Genomic DNA, 16,793 nt, shown 5'->3' on the forward strand with positions numbered 1-16,793 from the left:
ATGACAACTTGGAATTTAACGCAAATGCAACGCCATGTGCTCATTTGCAATGGTTCTACCTGTATGGGAGCGGGAGCTGAAGAAGTCACACAACAGATCCGTGATGAAATCCGTATAAACCGTTTAGATGAGAAGATTCATACATCACGCACACGTTGTAACGGTCGCTGTAAAGATAAATGTGTCGTCATAGATTATCCGAAAGGAACATGGTACTCCGTGCAACAAGAAGAAACCGCACGTGCCATTGTTCATGAATCAGTTGAAGAAGATTCAATTATTTATTCAATAGAACACGGTGAACGAAAACGCGGTGAATCACGCTTTAAAGGAATTAATAAATACAGAAAGGGAAGAGGACCGATGAAAAAAGCTGTATTGTTTGTAGGGCATGGCAGTCGGTTGGAGGCAGGAAATGAAGAAGTCCGCCAATTCATCAATCAAACAAAAGGGTACATCGATTCGTCTCTGCTTGTAGAAACATGCTTTTTAGAATTCGCTTCACCAAATATCGAAGATGGGATTCAATTATGCATTGAAAAAGGTGCGGATGAAATCCATGTGATCCCGATCATCTTGTTGCACGCTGGACACTCAAAATTGCATATTCCGGCCGAAATTGAACATGCGAAAGAGCATTTCCCAGATATTCGATTCACTTATGGCCAAACGATAGGTGTTCATGATGAAGTTATTGAAATTTTAAAGACTAGACTTACTGAGGTAGGATTTAATGTCAATCAAAAGCATGAGGATACCGCAATTCTTTTAATTGGAAGAGGTGGCAGTGATCCATATGCAAATGCTGATTTTTATAAAATTAGTAGATTGTTATGGGAGAGTTTAGATGTGTCTATAGTTGAAAACGCCTTTATGGGAGTTACAACGCCTACCGTGCAAGACGGGATGGAACGTTGCATCAAATTAGGCGCGAAAAAAATTGTCATGCTGCCGTACTTTTTATTCACAGGGATTTTAATGGAACGCATGAAAAAAAATGCTGAACAGTTCAGAAGGGATTATCCACATACGACGATCGAGATTGCTGAGTATTTTGGCTATCATCCGAAGTTACGGACAGTATTGCTCGAACGCATGAATCAAGCATTAGACGGTACTTCGACTGGAATGCAAGATTTAGAAAATTTCCGTATATATGCAGAAGAGCATGGATATGAGCATCATCATCATTAAATATCAATCAGTTGACCTTTCCACAACCTATGCCTAGAATGAAGACAATCAATGAAATATTTTTTGCCACTAGGGGTGCTCTACTATGAGCTGAGAGAAGCGTTTCGCTTTAACCCTTTACACTTGATCCGGATCATACCGGCGTAAGGAAGTGGTGTGGGTTTGCTACCTTTTCTGTTTAGCAAAATCACTCCGCCGCTTCTTACCAAGAAGCGGCTTTTCATTCGGCTATAGAAAAGGAGAGAGTATACATGAAATTCACTGACCGATTACTAGAAAAGACTTTACCGATTTGGAGACAGAACCACAGTCATCCATTTGTGCAAGGTATTGCCGATGGTACATTGGATTCGGATAAATTCCGCTTTTACATGGTTCAGGACTATTTGTACTTAATCGACTATGCTAAAGTCTTTGCTGTAGGTGCAATGAAAGCAACAGATGTACAGACGATGGGGAAATTTGCTGCGTTGCTGGATGGGACATTGAATACTGAAATGGAATTACATCGTAACTATGCGGCGCGTTTTGGAATTTCTGAAGAGGAGCTTGAAAACGCGAAACCTTCACCTATTGTTTTAGCGTATACGCATTATATGTTGCATGTCAGCCAAAATGGATCACTTGCTGAAGTGATTGCGGCGCTTCTTCCTTGTGCGTGGAGTTACTGGGAAATCGGTAAAGAGCTTGCTGTACTTCCTGGTGCGCTTGATCATCCGCTGTATGGCGACTGGGTACGCATGTATTCATCCGATGAGTTTGGTGAACTTGCACAGTGGTGTATCGACTTGATGGATGAAGCGGCAGAAGGTAAACCAGAAGCGGAACTGGCGCGACTTGAAGAAATCTTCCTAAACACCACTCGCTATGAGTATATGTTCTGGGATATGGCTAACACGAAACAAATGTGGCCAGGTATGCAAGAGCATCCGGCCATTCAATAATCCGTAGTCAATAGAATGTAATCACTCAAATCAGCGCATGCTATCCTTAAAGGAGGTGTGCGCTATTTTTCGTAAATTATTCATGGCGCTTGGAATTCTAGTGGCGGGGACTTCGACATTCATCGAGCCACCTGTTCTTGGCAAAGTAGAAGTGCCTGCGTATGCTAAGTGGTCTCGGCTCGCTATTAAACAAACGATGCTCAAGTATCCACATGCGGATATTACGGACTACTTGCATATCGCAAGTGATTCGAAAGAAGAGATGGGCGTCGAGAAGTTTCGGCTTTGGTTGAAAGAAGGAAGTCGTGAATTTGGCGTGCTAGTTACGGTGGTGTATGCAACTGAAACAGGCAAGTTGATTCGTGTGGAATTCCAAGAACTGCATTGAAACGAAACGCCCCAAACCCATAGGCATGGGGCGTTTTCTATTAAACTGTATTTGTACATAGTACGATAGGTACCAACTCCATATGTTAACCCTAGCTCTGGTGTTAGTAGAGTAAGTGAATGGATTTCACTAGACTGTCGATTTTTACGTATGTTAAGGGTCTAGTAATTGGTCTAGCATCTCCATACCAGTTGTTTTTGGATATTTACAATACAGCTGACTGGCCAAGCGTACTGGATCACCGAAAAAGTATCGTTCATATTGTGTTTGGCGTGTGCCGAATGAACTCATTGTAAGATCCCAAGCAATCCTGAAGATCTTCACACGATTTTCTGCTGTTTCAGTAGCACCTTGTAAATACTTTGCCAAATCTGGTTCGATTTCCGAATGAAAGTCTTTTTCGGTAGGTAATGCGATTATGCCGCTAGCACCGATCAACTGGATAATTTCACTAAAGCGTGGATAGATTTTGGAAGAAAGAGCGGTGGCGGATTGCAAAGGTTTGAGGCATGGACGCATAAATCCCCATGGATCAAGTGATGCATCTTGCTCTGATTTAGCAAGTAGTGATTTCATTGTTTCAAGGCCTATAATGATTTCCGAGAGTTTTTCTTGTACATGCAGATATTCACCTACATTTATTGTCTGGACAATCTTTTCCGCGACGCTAAGTATAAATTCTGTTTTCACTACTTGCCTTGTAAGCACTTGGTGAATGGCAAACGGATGAAAAGAACTGACGGAAAAGAACTTTTCCGCAACTTCCGTATTACGATAGAAGAACACGCGCTCCCAAGGCACAACAACGTGATCGAATACTACAATGGAATCGGGCTCTTCAAATCGTGAACTTAGTGGGTAATTAAACGAAGATTCTCCGCCAACAAATGATTCGCGGCAAATAAAACGCAATCCTTTCGTATCGGAAGGGATAGAAAATGCGAATGCTTCATCGGGGTCTCCAAGAAGTCGTGGCGCACTGAAAATAAGTACTTCATCGGTTAGACCGCCCTGCGTAGCGAGCAGTTTAGCTCCTTGTATAGTAAGTCCTTCATTCGTTGTGTCGATGATTTTTGCTGAAATTGGCTTATCGGACATTTCAAAATAACTTTGTGCCCGATTAACTTGTGGATTGACGAAGCTATGGGTAAAAGATAAATCCTGGTCACGTGCTCGTTCGTACAGTGCCTGGATATGTTGAGGAAAACAGTTTTCTTTTCCTTGTAAAAAAGAGGCGGAAGAAGCGAAACTCATGATGACGGAATTCAAATAATCAGGGCTTCTACCGAGCAAACCACACGTCGAACGTGCCCATTGTTCTATCATGTTGCGCCGCTTTTTTAAATCATCAATAGTTCTCGGTTGTAAGTAGGAGAGGCCGACGCGCTCTTTTGTGGTAGGAGATTCAAAAGTCATAGACGCTTGATCGACCATTTGTAAATCATAAAGTGCAGCTTTCGTCTTCATAATTCCTTTAAATGCAGAATGTTTCGAGAGTGGCTTTGTTACTCGTTTGCCATCCATCCAGATTTCTGTTTTCAACTGATCAATTCGATTAATAAATTGACTTCCTGTAATTGCTCCCATCGCTTTCCTCCTTCTGTATATACCCTAGAGTATTCAACATCTTCTATATGTGATTAAAAAACGCAGTTTGCATTTCATAGGAAACTTTGTTACAATGAAGAAAATAATAAAGTGCAACAGGTAGGTGATTTTTCGCATGAATACTTCTAACAAAGAATTACTTGTAAATTATATCGTCGCATGTACAAATTTATATGGCGTAACACCATTTGATCATGTGCAAAGGGTTTATAATGAACAAAATGAGGATCAGATTTCATTGGAGAATTTGACTTCTTATGTAACTTCAACAGGGATAAAAAAGTTGTTGGAAGAACGATTTGTCTTCGTCCAGTCAAGTGAATTTGTTTCAGAAGCAGTTGGAGTGCCAAAGGAAAAACAGATGTTTAAAGAAGTGGTGGCAGGAAAACCTTACTACGTGCCGGACCAAGCAGAATTGCTACGATTCGTAGATGAACAATATATCCAGCATACACCTCAACAAAAGAGTCTAAAGAACATGTTGCGTGATGATTTTGGTGAATCATACCCGATTGATGAAGAAGTAAAGGGGCTCGTCTATAGACTACAAGTCAGTGGCGGCGATTTCTCTACGGTTCTGTCAATGTTCCTTGATGATTTACAATTACCTATTCAACGGGCGGAGCGCTATATTCCTGTGATTATTGAAATCGCGGAGACCACCAGAATGTGGGAACTCGGAGGACATACGCAAAAAGAATTACAGGCATAGTTTGTTAGTGCATTTCTATAGACAATCATTCATCAGTCGATATAGAATAAGAATAAATTATATACTATGGAGGGTATCACTCATGGCATTAAAAGAGCTAACAGCAAAGGAAGTACAAGAGCAGTTGGAAAGCGGTAAGGAACTGAATCTGATTGACGTACGTGAAGATGATGAAGTAGCAGGAGGAATCATTCCTGGAGCAATGCACATCGCTTTAGGCAATCTTCCTATTGAAATGCATGACTTAGATCAGGAAACACCTTACATCCTTGTTTGTCGTTCAGGCGGCAGAAGTGGCCGTGCACAAGAAATTATGGCTGATGAAGGATTTGATGTAACTAACATGGCGGGCGGAATGCTGGCATGGGAAGGTCAAACAGTATAATGAAATAAAAGTCGGAAGAGAGGTAAAAACTCTTCCGGCTTTTTTTGCGTTGCGCACGTACTCATACATAACCACAAAAGTCCAAGCGTATAGTGAAAGAAAAAGGCGGTGTATAGATGAAAAAATGGCTTGTGGCTGTCTTGCTGTTGTTTTTTTCATTGGGAGGTGTGTGGTATGGAGTGAAAGCGGCAGATCGAGGATTTTTTATACCAGCTGAATTAGGTGGTGTGAAAATCATGATCGATCCTGGGCATGGCGGGGAAGATGGTGGGGCTTCAGCAGAGAATGTAATTGAGAAAGATATTACATTAAATATCTCACATGAAGTACGAAAATTACTTGAGAAAAAAGGTGCTACTGTGGTGATGACACGTGAGAAAGAGGGTGACGCAGTTTCAGAGCATGCACCTTCAGAACAGTTTCATTCGAACAGAAGTCGTAAATTTGCGGATTTAAAGTTACGTGAAAGTATGGCCATTGAAAATGATCCGGATCTTTTCATTAGTGTTCATGTTAATGCGATTCCAGAAGAACGCTGGAGAGGAGCACAAGTCTTTTATCACCCACATGGACATCCGGCGGGTAAACAATTGGCGACGTCAATTCAAGATGAAATGCGTAATCAGTTAAAGAATACCGATCGGGAAGCGATGAAGATTACAGGTGTCTATTTATTGAAAAAAGTGCCTGTACCTGCAGTGTTAGTGGAAACAGGTTTCTTGTCTAATCCAGAAGAGCGAAAATTATTAGCGAGTAAGTCTTATCAGAAGAAGGTGGCGGCCGCGATTGTTGACGGAATCGTAAAATATGAATATGCCGAAGAACAATGAGCCAAATGAAGGTTGGCTAGATAGGGAATATGATATACTGAAGGGGAGTGAATGAATCTAGTTAGGAGTGTAGACTGTGATTAATGAACAACAAGTCCGTGAATTGATTGGCGCATTGAAAGATCCGTTTTTACATAAAACATTGGCAGAAACAAATGGCGTTTTGGAAGTTACCATTAAGCCTGAAAAACAACATGTCAGTGTTAAAGTAGCGATTGCTAAAGTAAATACCGGAGAGCAATTGACGCTTCAATCAAAAGTTGTGGAAGTTTTGAAAGAGGCAGGGGCAGACTCTGTCGGCATTCGTTTTGAAGAGTTACCGAAAGAAGTACTTGAGCAATTCCGTGGAACGGTAACGGAAGCGGAGCCACAAGATATCTTGTCACCTTTATCTACTATCGAATTTATTTCGATTGCATCTGGAAAAGGCGGCGTTGGGAAGTCTACAGTTTCTGTCAACCTGGCAGTTGCTTTAGCAAGACGCGGAAAAAAAGTCGGATTAATTGATGCAGATATTTACGGATTCAGTGTTCCAGACATGATGGGCATTACAGCAATGCCTGAAGTTAAGGAAGATCGTATCATACCAGTTGAACGCTTTGGCGTTAAAGTTATCTCTATGGGCTTTTTCGTAGAAGATAATGCACCCGTAGTATGGCGTGGTCCGATGCTTGGTAAAGTGTTGGATCAGTTTTTCCGCGATGTGGATTGGGGCGAGCTTGATTATTTATTACTTGATTTGCCGCCAGGAACAGGCGATGTAGCGCTTGATATTCATCAAATGATTCCAGCCTCAAAAGAAATCGTTGTGACGACTCCACACCCTACAGCGGCATTTGTAGCTGCTCGTGCAGGTGCGATGGCGTTACAGACTGATCATGAACTACTTGGCGTGGTCGAGAACATGGCATGGTTTGAGTCGAAAACCTCAGGTGAGAAGGAATATGTCTTTGGACAAGGTGGCGGTGTTCGTCTATCTGAGGAACTTCGCACAGAGCTTTTAGGTCAAATACCACTTGGGCAGCCTGACTGGAACGAAGTAGAATTTGCGCCATCTGTTTATGGTGAGAATCATCCAATTGGACAAATTTATTTACAAGTTGCCGATACAGTAATCGAGAAGTGTGCTAAATAATAATTAATGGGCGAGGGAGATTATTCTCCTCCGCCTGTTTTTTTGTCTTCTCCTCCGCCTTTCCCTTCTTTATCGCTTGCCTCTGCTGTACTTTTCCCGGCTTTCATAATGAGCTGTTGCCATTTAGCTTGCATCAATGGACTGTTAATCGTATCTTCTACAGCCTTTTCCATTTCCTTTTTTAGTGTGCTTGAATTTACGACTTTCTCCATTTGTTTCATCATATCAGGTTGCCCAAAGAACTTTTCCATTTCCTTTTGGAACGAAGCGTCGCCCATTAAATCTTTCATGATATCTGCTTGCTGTTTCTTCATGCTTTTGGCTATCGATTCAGTGAATTTAGGATCTTCAAAAGCGGTTTTCCAAAAACTTTCACCCTCTTTTGAAAGGAGAACGTTTTCGATACTTTGTTTTACTTCCGGCTGTTCTAAAACTAATAACTCCCTGAATTCAGGATCGGTCATCAATTTACGTAATGCTTTCTTTCCGTCTTCCGTTTGGATTGCATCCGTCATCATTTTCTTCATTTCATCATAGCTCGGACCTGCTTGTTGTCCTCCGCTGCAACCCACAAGGAATATAAGGAATAGAAAAATGCCTATAAGTTTTTTCATTCCAATCAACCTTCCACTTGTATTTTCATTTATTGTTCACAATATAAGAAGGAATATGCATGATTTGTTCAATGAAATAGATTTTTCTGTCGAACGTTGATACACTAAGGGTGAAATGAAAAAAAGGGGAACAGTGCTGTGACAATACGAAATTGGGTAAAATTTTTCTTGCGCGCGATGGCAATTGGTGGAGCGATTACGGCATTTGTCGGACTAATTGTACGTTGGGACTTTTTTTATGGATATATACAAGCAGGCGAAGTCTGGCAATTTTCCGGTGCCTTTTTATGGATGATCTTTTTAGGGTTTACGATGAGTGTCGTTGCTCAGATGGGTTTCTTCGCCTACTTAACGGTTCATCAATTTGGCGTCAATATGTTCAGAACGCTAACTTTATGGAATTGGGTGCAACTTCTGATCATAGTGGTTGTCCTATTTGACCTCGTGTTTTTCCGTTTCCAATTAACAAAAGAAGATACGGGACGCACGGCCTTATATATTTTCTTGTTGCTGGTGTTGATTATAGTATCTGCAATTACGGCATACTTTAAAGCTCAGTGGACAAAAAAATATGCGTTAATTTCTGCATTATTCTTTATGATCGTCATTACGACTCTAGAATGGCTACCGGCTCTTATGGTAACCTCAGGAAACCGGGATGAATGGGTAACAATTCTTCTATTCCCGTTACTTGCAGTAAATGCTTTCCAATTGTTGGTTTTGCCGAAATACAACAGACAATCCGATATAGACAAAGAAAAGCTGGACAAACGTCGTGATGAACGGAAAAAGTCCAAACAACAGAAAAAATCTGCTAAAGCAAAATAAAAATGACGGGAGAACTTTCTCCCGTCATTTTTTTATATTTAAAAGGAAGTGTGCGGAATTGATTGTTCGCAGTGGGAAGTTAGTAGATGCAAGGGGATTTACGCTTCAAAGGAGCCGCTTTTCATCACTTCGTTACAGACTCGGATACAAAAGTACACGCTGGTCCCTCGGGAAGGGCCGAAATGAATAACAGCTTTTCAGCTTCACTACTTTGGTACTTTTTTCGTTTTAATAATTGGTTGAAACAGAAGATCTTCGACGGATTGGAACGGCCGACTTAAAGATAAGCGCTTCATATCTTTCAGAGCTACACGCTCGTCACGATGATGCGGAATAGCAATAATCTCGCCTTCTACTTTTTTTGGCAAAGTGCCATCTTTCCACTGGATAGTTGAACCAAGCGCGTTGACTTCAATAGCGTGCAATTGTTGAAGTAGTGGTTGAGGGAATTGCTCGTCTATTGTGCGGAACCATAATGGCTTAGTTTCAAAAGTTTCTTCGAATTGCTTTACTTGTCGTGTCAGTAACTTGGGATCCATTTCGTACTGTTCTCCTTCCGCACCGAGTAAAGCAACGGGAAATGAACGCTTCTTTATCTTTGTTACAAGTTCGGGAAAACGTAGTGCCCAATCTATATCCATAAATAATAATGGCTTTTGATTTGTGAACTGTTCTAGAAGATCCTCCACTTCTTGTTCACCAAAGGAAATATTAACTGTCAAAGCAGAACCTTGTGCACCCCTTACAATGACAATAGGATCTTCAGTCAAACGAAAAACGGTTAAAAGAGAAGAAGAAGGCTTGAACAATTGCGGGACATATAAAACGCATAATAGACCTAAAATAACGAGGAATACTAGTTTTTTTAACATAAAAGTCTCCTTATTCGTTTAAAGTATAGAGTATTATATGAAAAAGGCTTGACGCATATGACGGAACCGCTATATACTAATAGTGGCTTACAGGTAATGAAAAATACTTGTTGCATGTATTTGAAAACCATGTTATAATGGTTTTTGTCGTTAGAGATTAACACTAACGTTTGTATTATTCCGCAGTAGCTCAGTGGTAGAGCAATCGGCTGTTAACCGATCGGTCGTAAGTTCGAGTCTTACCTGCGGAGTCATTTTTTTGCTTCTATAGCTCAGCAGGTAGAGTGCTTCCATGGTAAGGAAGAGGTCGCCGGTTCGAGCCCGGCTAGAAGCTCCATGAGCACATTTATATGGCCCCTTGGTCAAGCGGTTAAGACACCGCCCTTTCACGGCGGTATCACGGGTTCGAATCCCGTAGGGGTCACCATTTATGATTTGAAAGAATATATTTAACACGGTGGGGTAGCGAAGTGGCTAAACGCGGCGGACTGTAAATCCGCTCCCTCCGGGTTCGGCGGTTCGAATCCGTCCCCCACCACCATGTTTGTTTTACTTGTAAACTCCTTATTATGTAACCAGCTACACGTTGGGGTATAGCCAAGCGGTAAGGCAACGGACTTTGACTCCGTCACTCGTTGGTTCGAATCCAGCTACCCCAGCCATTTTACCTAAAACTAAATTAAATTATATCTAATCCTTATTATTTTAAAATAATAAAGGGTTTTTTTGTGCTTAAATTTGTTTGAATATAGAAAAGAAAATAAATTATCATGTATACTATGGTTAGGTAATTTCTCTTGTAGAGTATTATAAAATATGTAAACACAGGGAATGTGATATAGAGATGCAGAAATTTCTCAATGGTTTAGAGAAGTTCGCTGGAAAAGACAGTGAAGAAGGATTAAAGAGGATCCTTGGGGATATCGCTTATACATTGGAACAAGCTGCTATCGTCTCCATTACTGATTCTCGCGGTGTTATTCAATATGCCAATGAACATTTTGAAAAACTGTCCAAATTCCCATTGTCAGAACTAATTGGCGCGAAGCAAAGTATTGTTAATTCGGGTTACCACGATGCATCTTTCTTTAAACAGATGTGGGCTACGATAGGAAGTGGAAAGACTTGGCGTGGCGATATTCGTAACCTTGCAAAAGACGGTTCATACTATTGGGTTGATACGACAATTGTACCTTTTTTAAATGAAAACAATAAACCGTACCAATATGTATCTATTCGTTATGATATTACAGAAAGAAAATTAATGCAGGAAGAAATGCGCAAAAGTGCAGAACTCTATGAAATTATAACTACGAATGCATCGGATTTTATAGCGATTATTGATCGAGACGGGAAATTCCAATACGTCTCGCCTTCTTTTGAAAAGTTGCTAGGTTTTCAATTAAATAGCTTGATTTATCAATCGTTCTATTCACTGATAAACGCTAAAGATCAGCAAAGAGTGGAAAGAAGGGTCAAACAACTACGAGGGTTCAAACAACAAGCCATCAGTTTAGAATTTACTTTTGAAGATGTAGAAGGCGGCTTGCATGTTATGGAAGCAAAGATGAATGAAGTAAAAGAATCTATAGAGTATGGTGAACAATTATTGGTAGTCATGCGTGATGTAACGGAACGTGTGAAGTCTGAAGAGAAAATCAGACATCTAGTCTATAATGATCAACTTACATCGCTGATGAACCGAAACTCCTTCCGAGAACAGTTGGCACTAGCATTTGAAAGAGCGCGTACTAGAAATCAGGTATTTGCGCTCGTTCATATGAATATTGATCGCTTACGCTACGCAAATGATTTGTTTGGGCATGATGCAGGTGATTACTTGTTGGCGATGGTAGGCGAACGATTGAAGCGTAAAACAGGACCTGAAAGTTTACTGGCTCGTATAGCTGGAGACGAATTCGCTTTTATAGTGACAGGATTAACTGGTGAGGCGGACATTTTTAACTTTGCTGAAGGCGTTAGGAAATACTTAGAGCAACCTATACAAATAGGAACGCAAACATATAATTTGTCAATTAGTTGTGGTATTTCTATATATCCTGAACACGCTAACCAACCGTCTGAGTTGGTGACAAAAGCAACATTAGCACTTGGGAAAGTGAAACTGCGTGGTGGCGGGGATAGTGTGATGTACGAACACGGTACATCTAAAATGTCGTTGGAGCGAATTTTGTTGGAAAATGAACTTCGGAAAAGTGTGCAACAACAACATTTCTATTTGGAATATCAGCCTAAGGTATTTTTAGGTACGGGTGAATTAACTGGAGTGGAAGCGCTAGTACGCTGGAAACATCCAGATCTAGGTGTAATTCCTCCAATGAAGTTTATTCCTCTTGCGGAAGAAACGAAAATTATAGTTCCGCTAGGTGAATGGATTTTGCGTGAAGTATGTAAGCGTGCGGCAGCTGAAGTAGCAGAAGGCTCTTTCTGCAAATTTGCGGTGAATGTTTCGACTGTCCAGATTAAAGAAAAAGGATTTATCGATTCGGTATTGAGTATAATGGAGGAATTCAATGTTCCTTCTGAAATGATTGAATTAGAGTTGACAGAGAGTTCGTTTATGGATATGGAAGGAATGAAGGAATCAATTCAAATGCTTCGTAGCAAAGGGCTTACGGTAGCGATCGATGATTTTGGAACAGGTTATAGTACATTTAGTTATATTAAAGAACTTCCAGCGGATACAATTAAAATTGATATGGCATTCGTCAAAAATGTTTTGGAGAATGAAAATAGTCAGGCGATTGTAAAGGCGATTGTAATACTTGCGGACACCGCGGGCTTGAACGTTGTGGCAGAAGGAATCGAGATGATAGAACAGGCAGAAATGCTTTATAGTCTTGGTTGTCGCGAAGGGCAAGGGTATTATTATGGACATCCGTCTACTTTGGAGGAAGCAAAAAAGCGATTAAAAGTATAATTTTATCACAAAGAGACATCCTGTTAGGAGGCTATATTATTCGAAATTTAGAGATTTCCATGATTGGTGTGCCGGTAGATCTTGGACAAAGTCGTAGGGGAGTAGATATGGGACCGAGTGCGATCCGTTATGCGGGTGCAGTGGAGCGACTCCGTAATTTAGGGCATCATGTAGTAGATGAAGGTGATATCGCTGTATCGGCTGTGCGTGAAAAACAGTGTACTGAAGTAGGGTTGAAAAATCTGAAAGAAGTAACAGCGGCAACGCAAGGATTAGCAAAGGCCGTTTCAGATATCATAGCAAATAAAAAGTTTCCATTAGTCCTTGGTGGCGATCACAGTATCGCAATAGGCACACTTGCTGGATTAGCGGATCATTATAAGAACCTAGGCGTGATTTGGTATGATGCCCATGCGGATATGAATACAAGTGAAACATCACCGTCAGGAAATATTCATGGAATGCCACTTGCGGTTAGTATGGGTCTTGGACATGAACAACTTGTTAATGTGCATAGTCAAGGAGCGAAGATTGATCCGCAAAATGTAGTGATTATCGGAGCGCGTGCACTAGATCCTGGAGAACGACAATTGATTAAGGAAAAAGGCGTCAAAGTATTTACTATGCACGAAATTGATCGTTATGGTATGTCTGCCGTCATTCAACAAACGCTAGAACATTTTTCGTCGCGTGAAGTTGATGGTGTTCACCTGTCGTTAGATCTTGATGGACTGGATCCACTTTATACCCCAGGTGTAGGAACTCCAGTACCAGGTGGTATCACGTACAGAGAAAGCCACTTAGCGTTGGAGCTATTGGAAGAAGCAGGTGTCATCACATCAGCAGAATTCGTTGAGGTAAATCCAATCCTAGATGAATACAATAAAACGGCTGATGTTGCAGTCGCTTTGATTGGGTCTTTATTTGGAGAAAAGTTATTATAAAAACGATTAGTGACAGTAGCCATTTGGCGCCGTCACTTTTTTGTCTATAGATTTTCTATCACGCGTGATCAAAAGAATGATAAAGTAGAAGTGGACATAAAAAATATAATAAAATGAAACCAAATGAAGACTGCATCGTATATAAAGGGACAGCCGCATAGAGCGGAGGATGAAGCCTATTGGATGAATTAATAACTAAACGAGTAAAAGAAGTGCTAAATGGTAATCAAGAAGCGTTTGAGGAAATTGTCATTCATTTTCAGCACCGCCTATATCAAGTGTGTTACCGCATGCTAAACAATACGGCGGAAGCTGAGGATATTGCGCAAGAAGCATTTGTACGAGCGTATGTGAATTTGGAAACGTATGATCAAAAGCGGAAATTTTCTACGTGGCTTTATCGTATAGCTACTAATTTGTGCATTGATAGAATCCGTAAAAAAAAACCTGACTACTATTTGGATGCGACAGTGCCGGGGACAGACGGATTGAATATGTATTCGCAACTTTCGACAGATCAACAATTACCAGAAGAAGAAGTAGAGAAGATGGAAATGAAAGATCGAGTTCAATATGAAGTGAACAGGCTGCCCGATAAATACCGAACGATTATTATTTTACGATATATGGAAGACCTACAGTTGCAGGAAATTGCTGATATTTTGGAGATGCCTTTAGGAACTGTCAAGACACGTGTGCATCGCGGAAGAGAAGCTCTTCGGCAACAAATGGGGAGTATGTAGGAGGTTGGATTCATGGAAAAATGTCCTAAACATGTTGTCCATTATATACATTTATATTTAGATGGTGAAATTAGCAATGAAGAAGAAATAATTATGAATGAACACTTGAATACTTGTGAAGAGTGTCAGACGGTTTTAGAAGAACTAGAAGAAACAATCTCATTATTTAAAAACGTAGATGTTATAGAAGCACCCGTAGGATTTGCCACTGGGGTAGCGGCAAGACTACCACAATCAACTATTCGCAGAGGTCCGAAAAAGTGGTTGCGACAACATCCAATCATGGCAGCAGCAGCGTTATTCTTAATCTTAATGAGCGCATCTTTGTTCTCGAGTTTTGAAAATGATCAACAGTTTTCATTTACTAAGCAGCCTGACGTGATTGTAGAAGGAGAGACCGTGGTTGTGCCGGCTGGTAAGATCATAAAAGGTGATCTTGTTGTTAAAAATGGAGATTTGAGAATTGAAGGAGAAGTTGATGGCAATGTCACTGTTATTAGGGGCTCAAAGTATATGGCATCCACTGCAGTCATTACCGGTTCAAGTGAAGAAATAAATGAAGTTTTCGATTGGCTTTGGTATAAAATAAAGTCTGTCGCGAAGGATATTATTCCATCTTCCAAAGAACAAAAACCAGAAACCGAGTAATATAAATTTATTAAATGTAAGTGATGTAAGTAGCTAAGGCTCTTGCATCACTTTTTGTTGTAATGCAAATAACGCCGTGCCGTTTAGGTAAGCATGTTAGCTGGTAATTATGCTATACTAGATGAATAATAACATTTGTAAAAGGTAGGGGAAGCACATGCCGGGTTTGGAGCAAGTAACAACAATAGCACCAATAGAAATACTGAAAAATATAGTGGATGTGCTTCTTGTTTGGTTTGTACTCTATAAATTAATTACTATTATTAAAGGGACAAAGGCCGTTCAACTACTAAAAGGCATCTTCGTCATTCTGATTGGGCGTTATATAACGGAATGGCTCGGTTTGAAGACGCTTCAATGGATGATGGAAGAAGTTCTTCGCTGGGGTTTCTTAGCTGCAATTATTATATTCCAGCCGGAACTACGCAGAGCTTTGGAGCAATTAGGAAGGGGACGGCTATTTGCACGCACTGCAATGCAAGAAGAAGAAGAGCGTGACCGTTTAGTAAGTGCCTTCATCAAATCCGTTAGTTATATGGCTAAACGCCGGATAGGTGCTTTAATTACAATCGAAAAAGAAACAGGTTTAAGCGAATATATTGAAACGGGAATCACGATGAATTCGGATATTTCATCTGAATTGTTGATCAATATTTTCATTCCGAATACACCGTTGCATGATGGTGCAGTTATTGTGACTAAAAATCGCATTGCCGCTGCAGCTTGTTATTTGCCATTATCAGAGAGTCCGTTTATCTCGAAGGAACTTGGTACACGTCACCGGGCAGCGCTAGGTATCAGTGAAGTAACAGATGCTGTAACGGTTATTGTGTCCGAGGAAACGGGTGCTGTTAGCTTAACAGTGGATGGGGAGATCAATCGTCATTTAGACATGGTGGAATTCGAAAAGCTACTAAGGATTTCGTGGTTTGGAAGCTCAACCGACCAAGTGGAAACTTCTCGATGGAAGTGGGGGAAGAGAAAAAATGGATAAATTCATGGACAGCCCCTGGTTTTTGCGTCTGATTGCTTTGTTCTTGGCTGTCACGCTGTTTTTCTCGTTAAAAGCCGAAGATCAATCGAGTCGCAATACAGCAAATGATGTATTCGAACTTATCCAAGACGTACCGGTGGAGGTATACTATGATACAGAAAACCTAGTCGTAACAGGTGCTCCGGATAGGGTCAATATGACAATTGAAGGCCCTCCGAATATCGTACAGACAACAAAATTGTTAAAGGATTTCACGTTAAAATTGGATTTGCAAAACTTGACTTTAGGGGAACATACCGTTCGTATACAAGTTGAGAATGTGTCAGATAAATTGGATGTACGTTTGGATCCTGCTACTGTTCATATCAATATTGAAGAGAAAGTGACGCAGTCATTCCGCGTAGATCCGGAGATGAATAGGAGATTGTTAGCTGAAGGTTATGAAGTGAAAAGTATGGATGTCCAACCTTCTACGATTACTGTGACAGGTGCAAAAAGCGTTGTGAATTCTATTAGTTTTGTGAAAGTCTCTGTCACAGGAGACACGAATCTAGATAAATCATTTGAGCAAAAGGCACGTGTACGCGTACTGGATCGTGACTTGAATAAGTTATCTGTAACGTTAGATCCTGAAGAAGTGACGGTTAAGGTGGATATCAAAGAATACAGCCGCGATATACCAGTGAAATTGAGCCGAAAAGGCAAGATAGCCGAAGGGGTCACTATTGAAAGTATAACAGCGGAAGATAGGTTCATTCGTGTATTTGGGACGAGAAATATAGTAGATTCCTTAAAAGACATTCCGGTGGAAGTAGACCTCTCCAAAGTTAGTAAATCGGGAATCGTAGAATCGGAAGTCAAAAAGCCAGAAGGTGTTAGTAAAATGACGCCGAGTAAAGTGAAAGTCCATGTGATGATCTCTGGTCAATCTACTGAAAATTTACCTAAGTGAGGTAATGATGCAGAACAGTAAGAATCAGCATAATATTGATAATCCAATAGGATATGATCGA

17 protein-coding genes, 5 tRNA genes and 1 riboswitch are annotated in these 16,793 nt (G+C 40.6%); of the genes, 19 read left to right on the top strand and 3 right to left on the bottom strand.

The window, feature by feature from the left end:
* The 3 genes from CSV79_RS03510 (at nt 1) to CSV79_RS03520 (ending at nt 2,526) form a co-directional block, all read left to right on the top strand.
* Nucleotides 1-1,194: a CbiX/SirB N-terminal domain-containing protein gene (locus CSV79_RS03510; RefSeq protein ID WP_099687650.1), complete on the top strand. Its 1,194-nt coding sequence runs from the start codon at nt 1-3 to the stop codon at nt 1,192-1,194.
* A gap of 61 nt (nt 1,195-1,255) precedes the next feature.
* Nucleotides 1,256-1,361, top strand: a riboswitch (TPP riboswitch).
* Between the two features lie 84 nt (nt 1,362-1,445).
* Nucleotides 1,446-2,138, top strand: a complete 693-nt coding sequence (tenA, locus tag CSV79_RS03515) for a thiaminase II (protein WP_099687651.1) — start codon at nt 1,446-1,448, stop codon at nt 2,136-2,138.
* An 82-nt stretch (nt 2,139-2,220) separates the two neighbouring features.
* On the top strand, nt 2,221-2,526 hold the full coding sequence (locus tag CSV79_RS03520; RefSeq protein ID WP_233201352.1) for a DUF3889 domain-containing protein: 306 nt from the start codon (nt 2,221-2,223) through the stop codon (nt 2,524-2,526).
* A 153-nt stretch (nt 2,527-2,679) separates the two neighbouring features.
* Here CSV79_RS03520 and hpaB read toward each other — a convergent pair whose 3' ends face one another.
* Nucleotides 2,680-4,113 (bottom strand): 4-hydroxyphenylacetate 3-monooxygenase, oxygenase component, encoded by a 1,434-nt coding sequence (gene hpaB, locus CSV79_RS03525; RefSeq protein ID WP_099687653.1) that lies wholly within the window; start codon nt 4,111-4,113, stop codon nt 2,680-2,682.
* A 136-nt stretch (nt 4,114-4,249) separates the two neighbouring features.
* Here hpaB and CSV79_RS03530 point away from each other — a divergent pair, with 136 nt between their 5' ends.
* From CSV79_RS03530 to CSV79_RS03545, 4 genes are all read left to right on the top strand, one after another.
* Entirely contained in the window at nt 4,250-4,846 is a 597-nt protein-coding gene (locus CSV79_RS03530; RefSeq protein ID WP_099687654.1) for a hypothetical protein, read from the top strand.
* 82 nt (nt 4,847-4,928) lie between these two features.
* Complete coding sequence (locus CSV79_RS03535) at nt 4,929-5,231, top strand: rhodanese-like domain-containing protein (RefSeq protein WP_099687655.1); 303 nt, start codon at nt 4,929-4,931, stop codon at nt 5,229-5,231.
* A gap of 116 nt (nt 5,232-5,347) precedes the next feature.
* The gene (locus CSV79_RS03540) at nt 5,348-6,061 is read left to right on the top strand and encodes an N-acetylmuramoyl-L-alanine amidase (protein ID WP_099687656.1); all 714 of its coding nucleotides are present in this window, start codon (nt 5,348-5,350) and stop codon (nt 6,059-6,061) included.
* 76 nt (nt 6,062-6,137) lie between these two features.
* A complete protein-coding gene (locus CSV79_RS03545; RefSeq protein ID WP_099687657.1) occupies nt 6,138-7,196 on the top strand; it encodes a P-loop NTPase in 1,059 nt (352 codons plus the stop codon).
* Between the two features lie 20 nt (nt 7,197-7,216).
* Here the strand turns inward: CSV79_RS03545 and gerD are convergent, their stop codons facing one another.
* Nucleotides 7,217-7,810, bottom strand: a complete 594-nt coding sequence (gene gerD / locus CSV79_RS03550) for a spore germination lipoprotein GerD (RefSeq protein ID WP_099687658.1) — start codon at nt 7,808-7,810, stop codon at nt 7,217-7,219.
* 138 nt (nt 7,811-7,948) lie between these two features.
* Here gerD and CSV79_RS03555 point away from each other — a divergent pair, with 138 nt between their 5' ends.
* Nucleotides 7,949-8,638, top strand: a complete 690-nt coding sequence (locus CSV79_RS03555; protein WP_099687659.1) for a KinB-signaling pathway activation protein — start codon at nt 7,949-7,951, stop codon at nt 8,636-8,638.
* Nucleotides 8,639-8,844: 206 nt separating this feature from the next.
* On the opposite strand, the gene CSV79_RS03560 is transcribed toward CSV79_RS03555, so the two are convergent.
* Entirely contained in the window at nt 8,845-9,510 is a 666-nt protein-coding gene (locus CSV79_RS03560) for a polysaccharide deacetylase family protein (RefSeq protein ID WP_099687660.1), read from the bottom strand.
* Nucleotides 9,511-9,689: 179 nt separating this feature from the next.
* Between CSV79_RS03560 and CSV79_RS03565 the strand changes: the two genes are divergently transcribed.
* The 11 genes from CSV79_RS03565 (at nt 9,690) to CSV79_RS03615 (ending at nt 16,732) form a co-directional block, all read left to right on the top strand.
* A tRNA-Asn gene (locus CSV79_RS03565) sits at nt 9,690-9,761 on the top strand.
* Nucleotides 9,762-9,771: 10 nt separating this feature from the next.
* Nucleotides 9,772-9,847: transfer RNA gene (locus tag CSV79_RS03570), tRNA-Thr, on the top strand.
* Nucleotides 9,848-9,862: 15 nt separating this feature from the next.
* Nucleotides 9,863-9,937, top strand: a tRNA-Glu gene (locus tag CSV79_RS03575).
* Nucleotides 9,938-9,966: 29 nt separating this feature from the next.
* Nucleotides 9,967-10,051: transfer RNA gene (locus CSV79_RS03580), tRNA-Tyr, on the top strand.
* A 46-nt stretch (nt 10,052-10,097) separates the two neighbouring features.
* Nucleotides 10,098-10,172: transfer RNA gene (locus CSV79_RS03585), tRNA-Gln, on the top strand.
* A 182-nt stretch (nt 10,173-10,354) separates the two neighbouring features.
* Nucleotides 10,355-12,451, top strand: a complete 2,097-nt coding sequence (locus CSV79_RS03590; protein ID WP_099687661.1) for an EAL domain-containing protein — start codon at nt 10,355-10,357, stop codon at nt 12,449-12,451.
* A gap of 38 nt (nt 12,452-12,489) precedes the next feature.
* Nucleotides 12,490-13,395 carry an arginase gene (gene rocF, locus CSV79_RS03595; protein ID WP_099687754.1) on the top strand — a complete coding sequence of 302 codons (906 nt, stop codon included), beginning with the start codon at nt 12,490-12,492 and terminating at the stop codon, nt 13,393-13,395.
* A 179-nt stretch (nt 13,396-13,574) separates the two neighbouring features.
* Complete coding sequence (sigW, locus tag CSV79_RS03600; protein WP_099687662.1) at nt 13,575-14,138, top strand: RNA polymerase sigma factor SigW; 564 nt, start codon at nt 13,575-13,577, stop codon at nt 14,136-14,138.
* 12 nt (nt 14,139-14,150) lie between these two features.
* Nucleotides 14,151-14,786, top strand: coding sequence for an anti-sigma factor family protein (locus tag CSV79_RS03605; RefSeq protein ID WP_099687663.1), 636 nt, complete (start codon nt 14,151-14,153; stop codon nt 14,784-14,786).
* A 157-nt stretch (nt 14,787-14,943) separates the two neighbouring features.
* Complete coding sequence (cdaA, locus tag CSV79_RS03610; protein WP_099687664.1) at nt 14,944-15,780, top strand: diadenylate cyclase CdaA; 837 nt, start codon at nt 14,944-14,946, stop codon at nt 15,778-15,780.
* Complete coding sequence (locus CSV79_RS03615; protein WP_099687665.1) at nt 15,773-16,732, top strand: CdaR family protein; 960 nt, start codon at nt 15,773-15,775, stop codon at nt 16,730-16,732. The genes cdaA and CSV79_RS03615 overlap by 8 nt, the downstream gene beginning before the upstream one ends.
* The last annotated feature ends 61 nt before the right edge of the window (nt 16,733-16,793 follow it).

Origin of the sequence: Sporosarcina sp. P13 (assembly GCF_002743055.1) — a bacterium.
Taxonomy (GTDB): domain Bacteria; phylum Bacillota; class Bacilli; order Bacillales_A; family Planococcaceae; genus Sporosarcina.

Coding starts and splice junctions, on each gene's coding strand:
- CSV79_RS03510 (WP_099687650.1), top strand. CDS start 1: ATGACAACTTGGAATTTAACGCAAATGCAACGCCATGTGCTCATTTGC.
- tenA (WP_099687651.1), top strand. CDS start 1,446: ATGAAATTCACTGACCGATTACTAGAAAAGACTTTACCGATTTGGAGA.
- CSV79_RS03520 (WP_233201352.1), top strand. CDS start 2,221: ATGGCGCTTGGAATTCTAGTGGCGGGGACTTCGACATTCATCGAGCCA.
- hpaB (WP_099687653.1), bottom strand. CDS start 4,113: ATGGGAGCAATTACAGGAAGTCAATTTATTAATCGAATTGATCAGTTG.
- CSV79_RS03530 (WP_099687654.1), top strand. CDS start 4,250: ATGAATACTTCTAACAAAGAATTACTTGTAAATTATATCGTCGCATGT.
- CSV79_RS03535 (WP_099687655.1), top strand. CDS start 4,929: ATGGCATTAAAAGAGCTAACAGCAAAGGAAGTACAAGAGCAGTTGGAA.
- CSV79_RS03540 (WP_099687656.1), top strand. CDS start 5,348: ATGAAAAAATGGCTTGTGGCTGTCTTGCTGTTGTTTTTTTCATTGGGA.
- gerD (WP_099687658.1), bottom strand. CDS start 7,810: ATGAAAAAACTTATAGGCATTTTTCTATTCCTTATATTCCTTGTGGGT.
- CSV79_RS03560 (WP_099687660.1), bottom strand. CDS start 9,510: ATGTTAAAAAAACTAGTATTCCTCGTTATTTTAGGTCTATTATGCGTT.
- CSV79_RS03590 (WP_099687661.1), top strand. CDS start 10,355: ATGCAGAAATTTCTCAATGGTTTAGAGAAGTTCGCTGGAAAAGACAGT.
- CSV79_RS03605 (WP_099687663.1), top strand. CDS start 14,151: ATGGAAAAATGTCCTAAACATGTTGTCCATTATATACATTTATATTTA.
- cdaA (WP_099687664.1), top strand. CDS start 14,944: ATGCCGGGTTTGGAGCAAGTAACAACAATAGCACCAATAGAAATACTG.
- CSV79_RS03615 (WP_099687665.1), top strand. CDS start 15,773: ATGGATAAATTCATGGACAGCCCCTGGTTTTTGCGTCTGATTGCTTTG.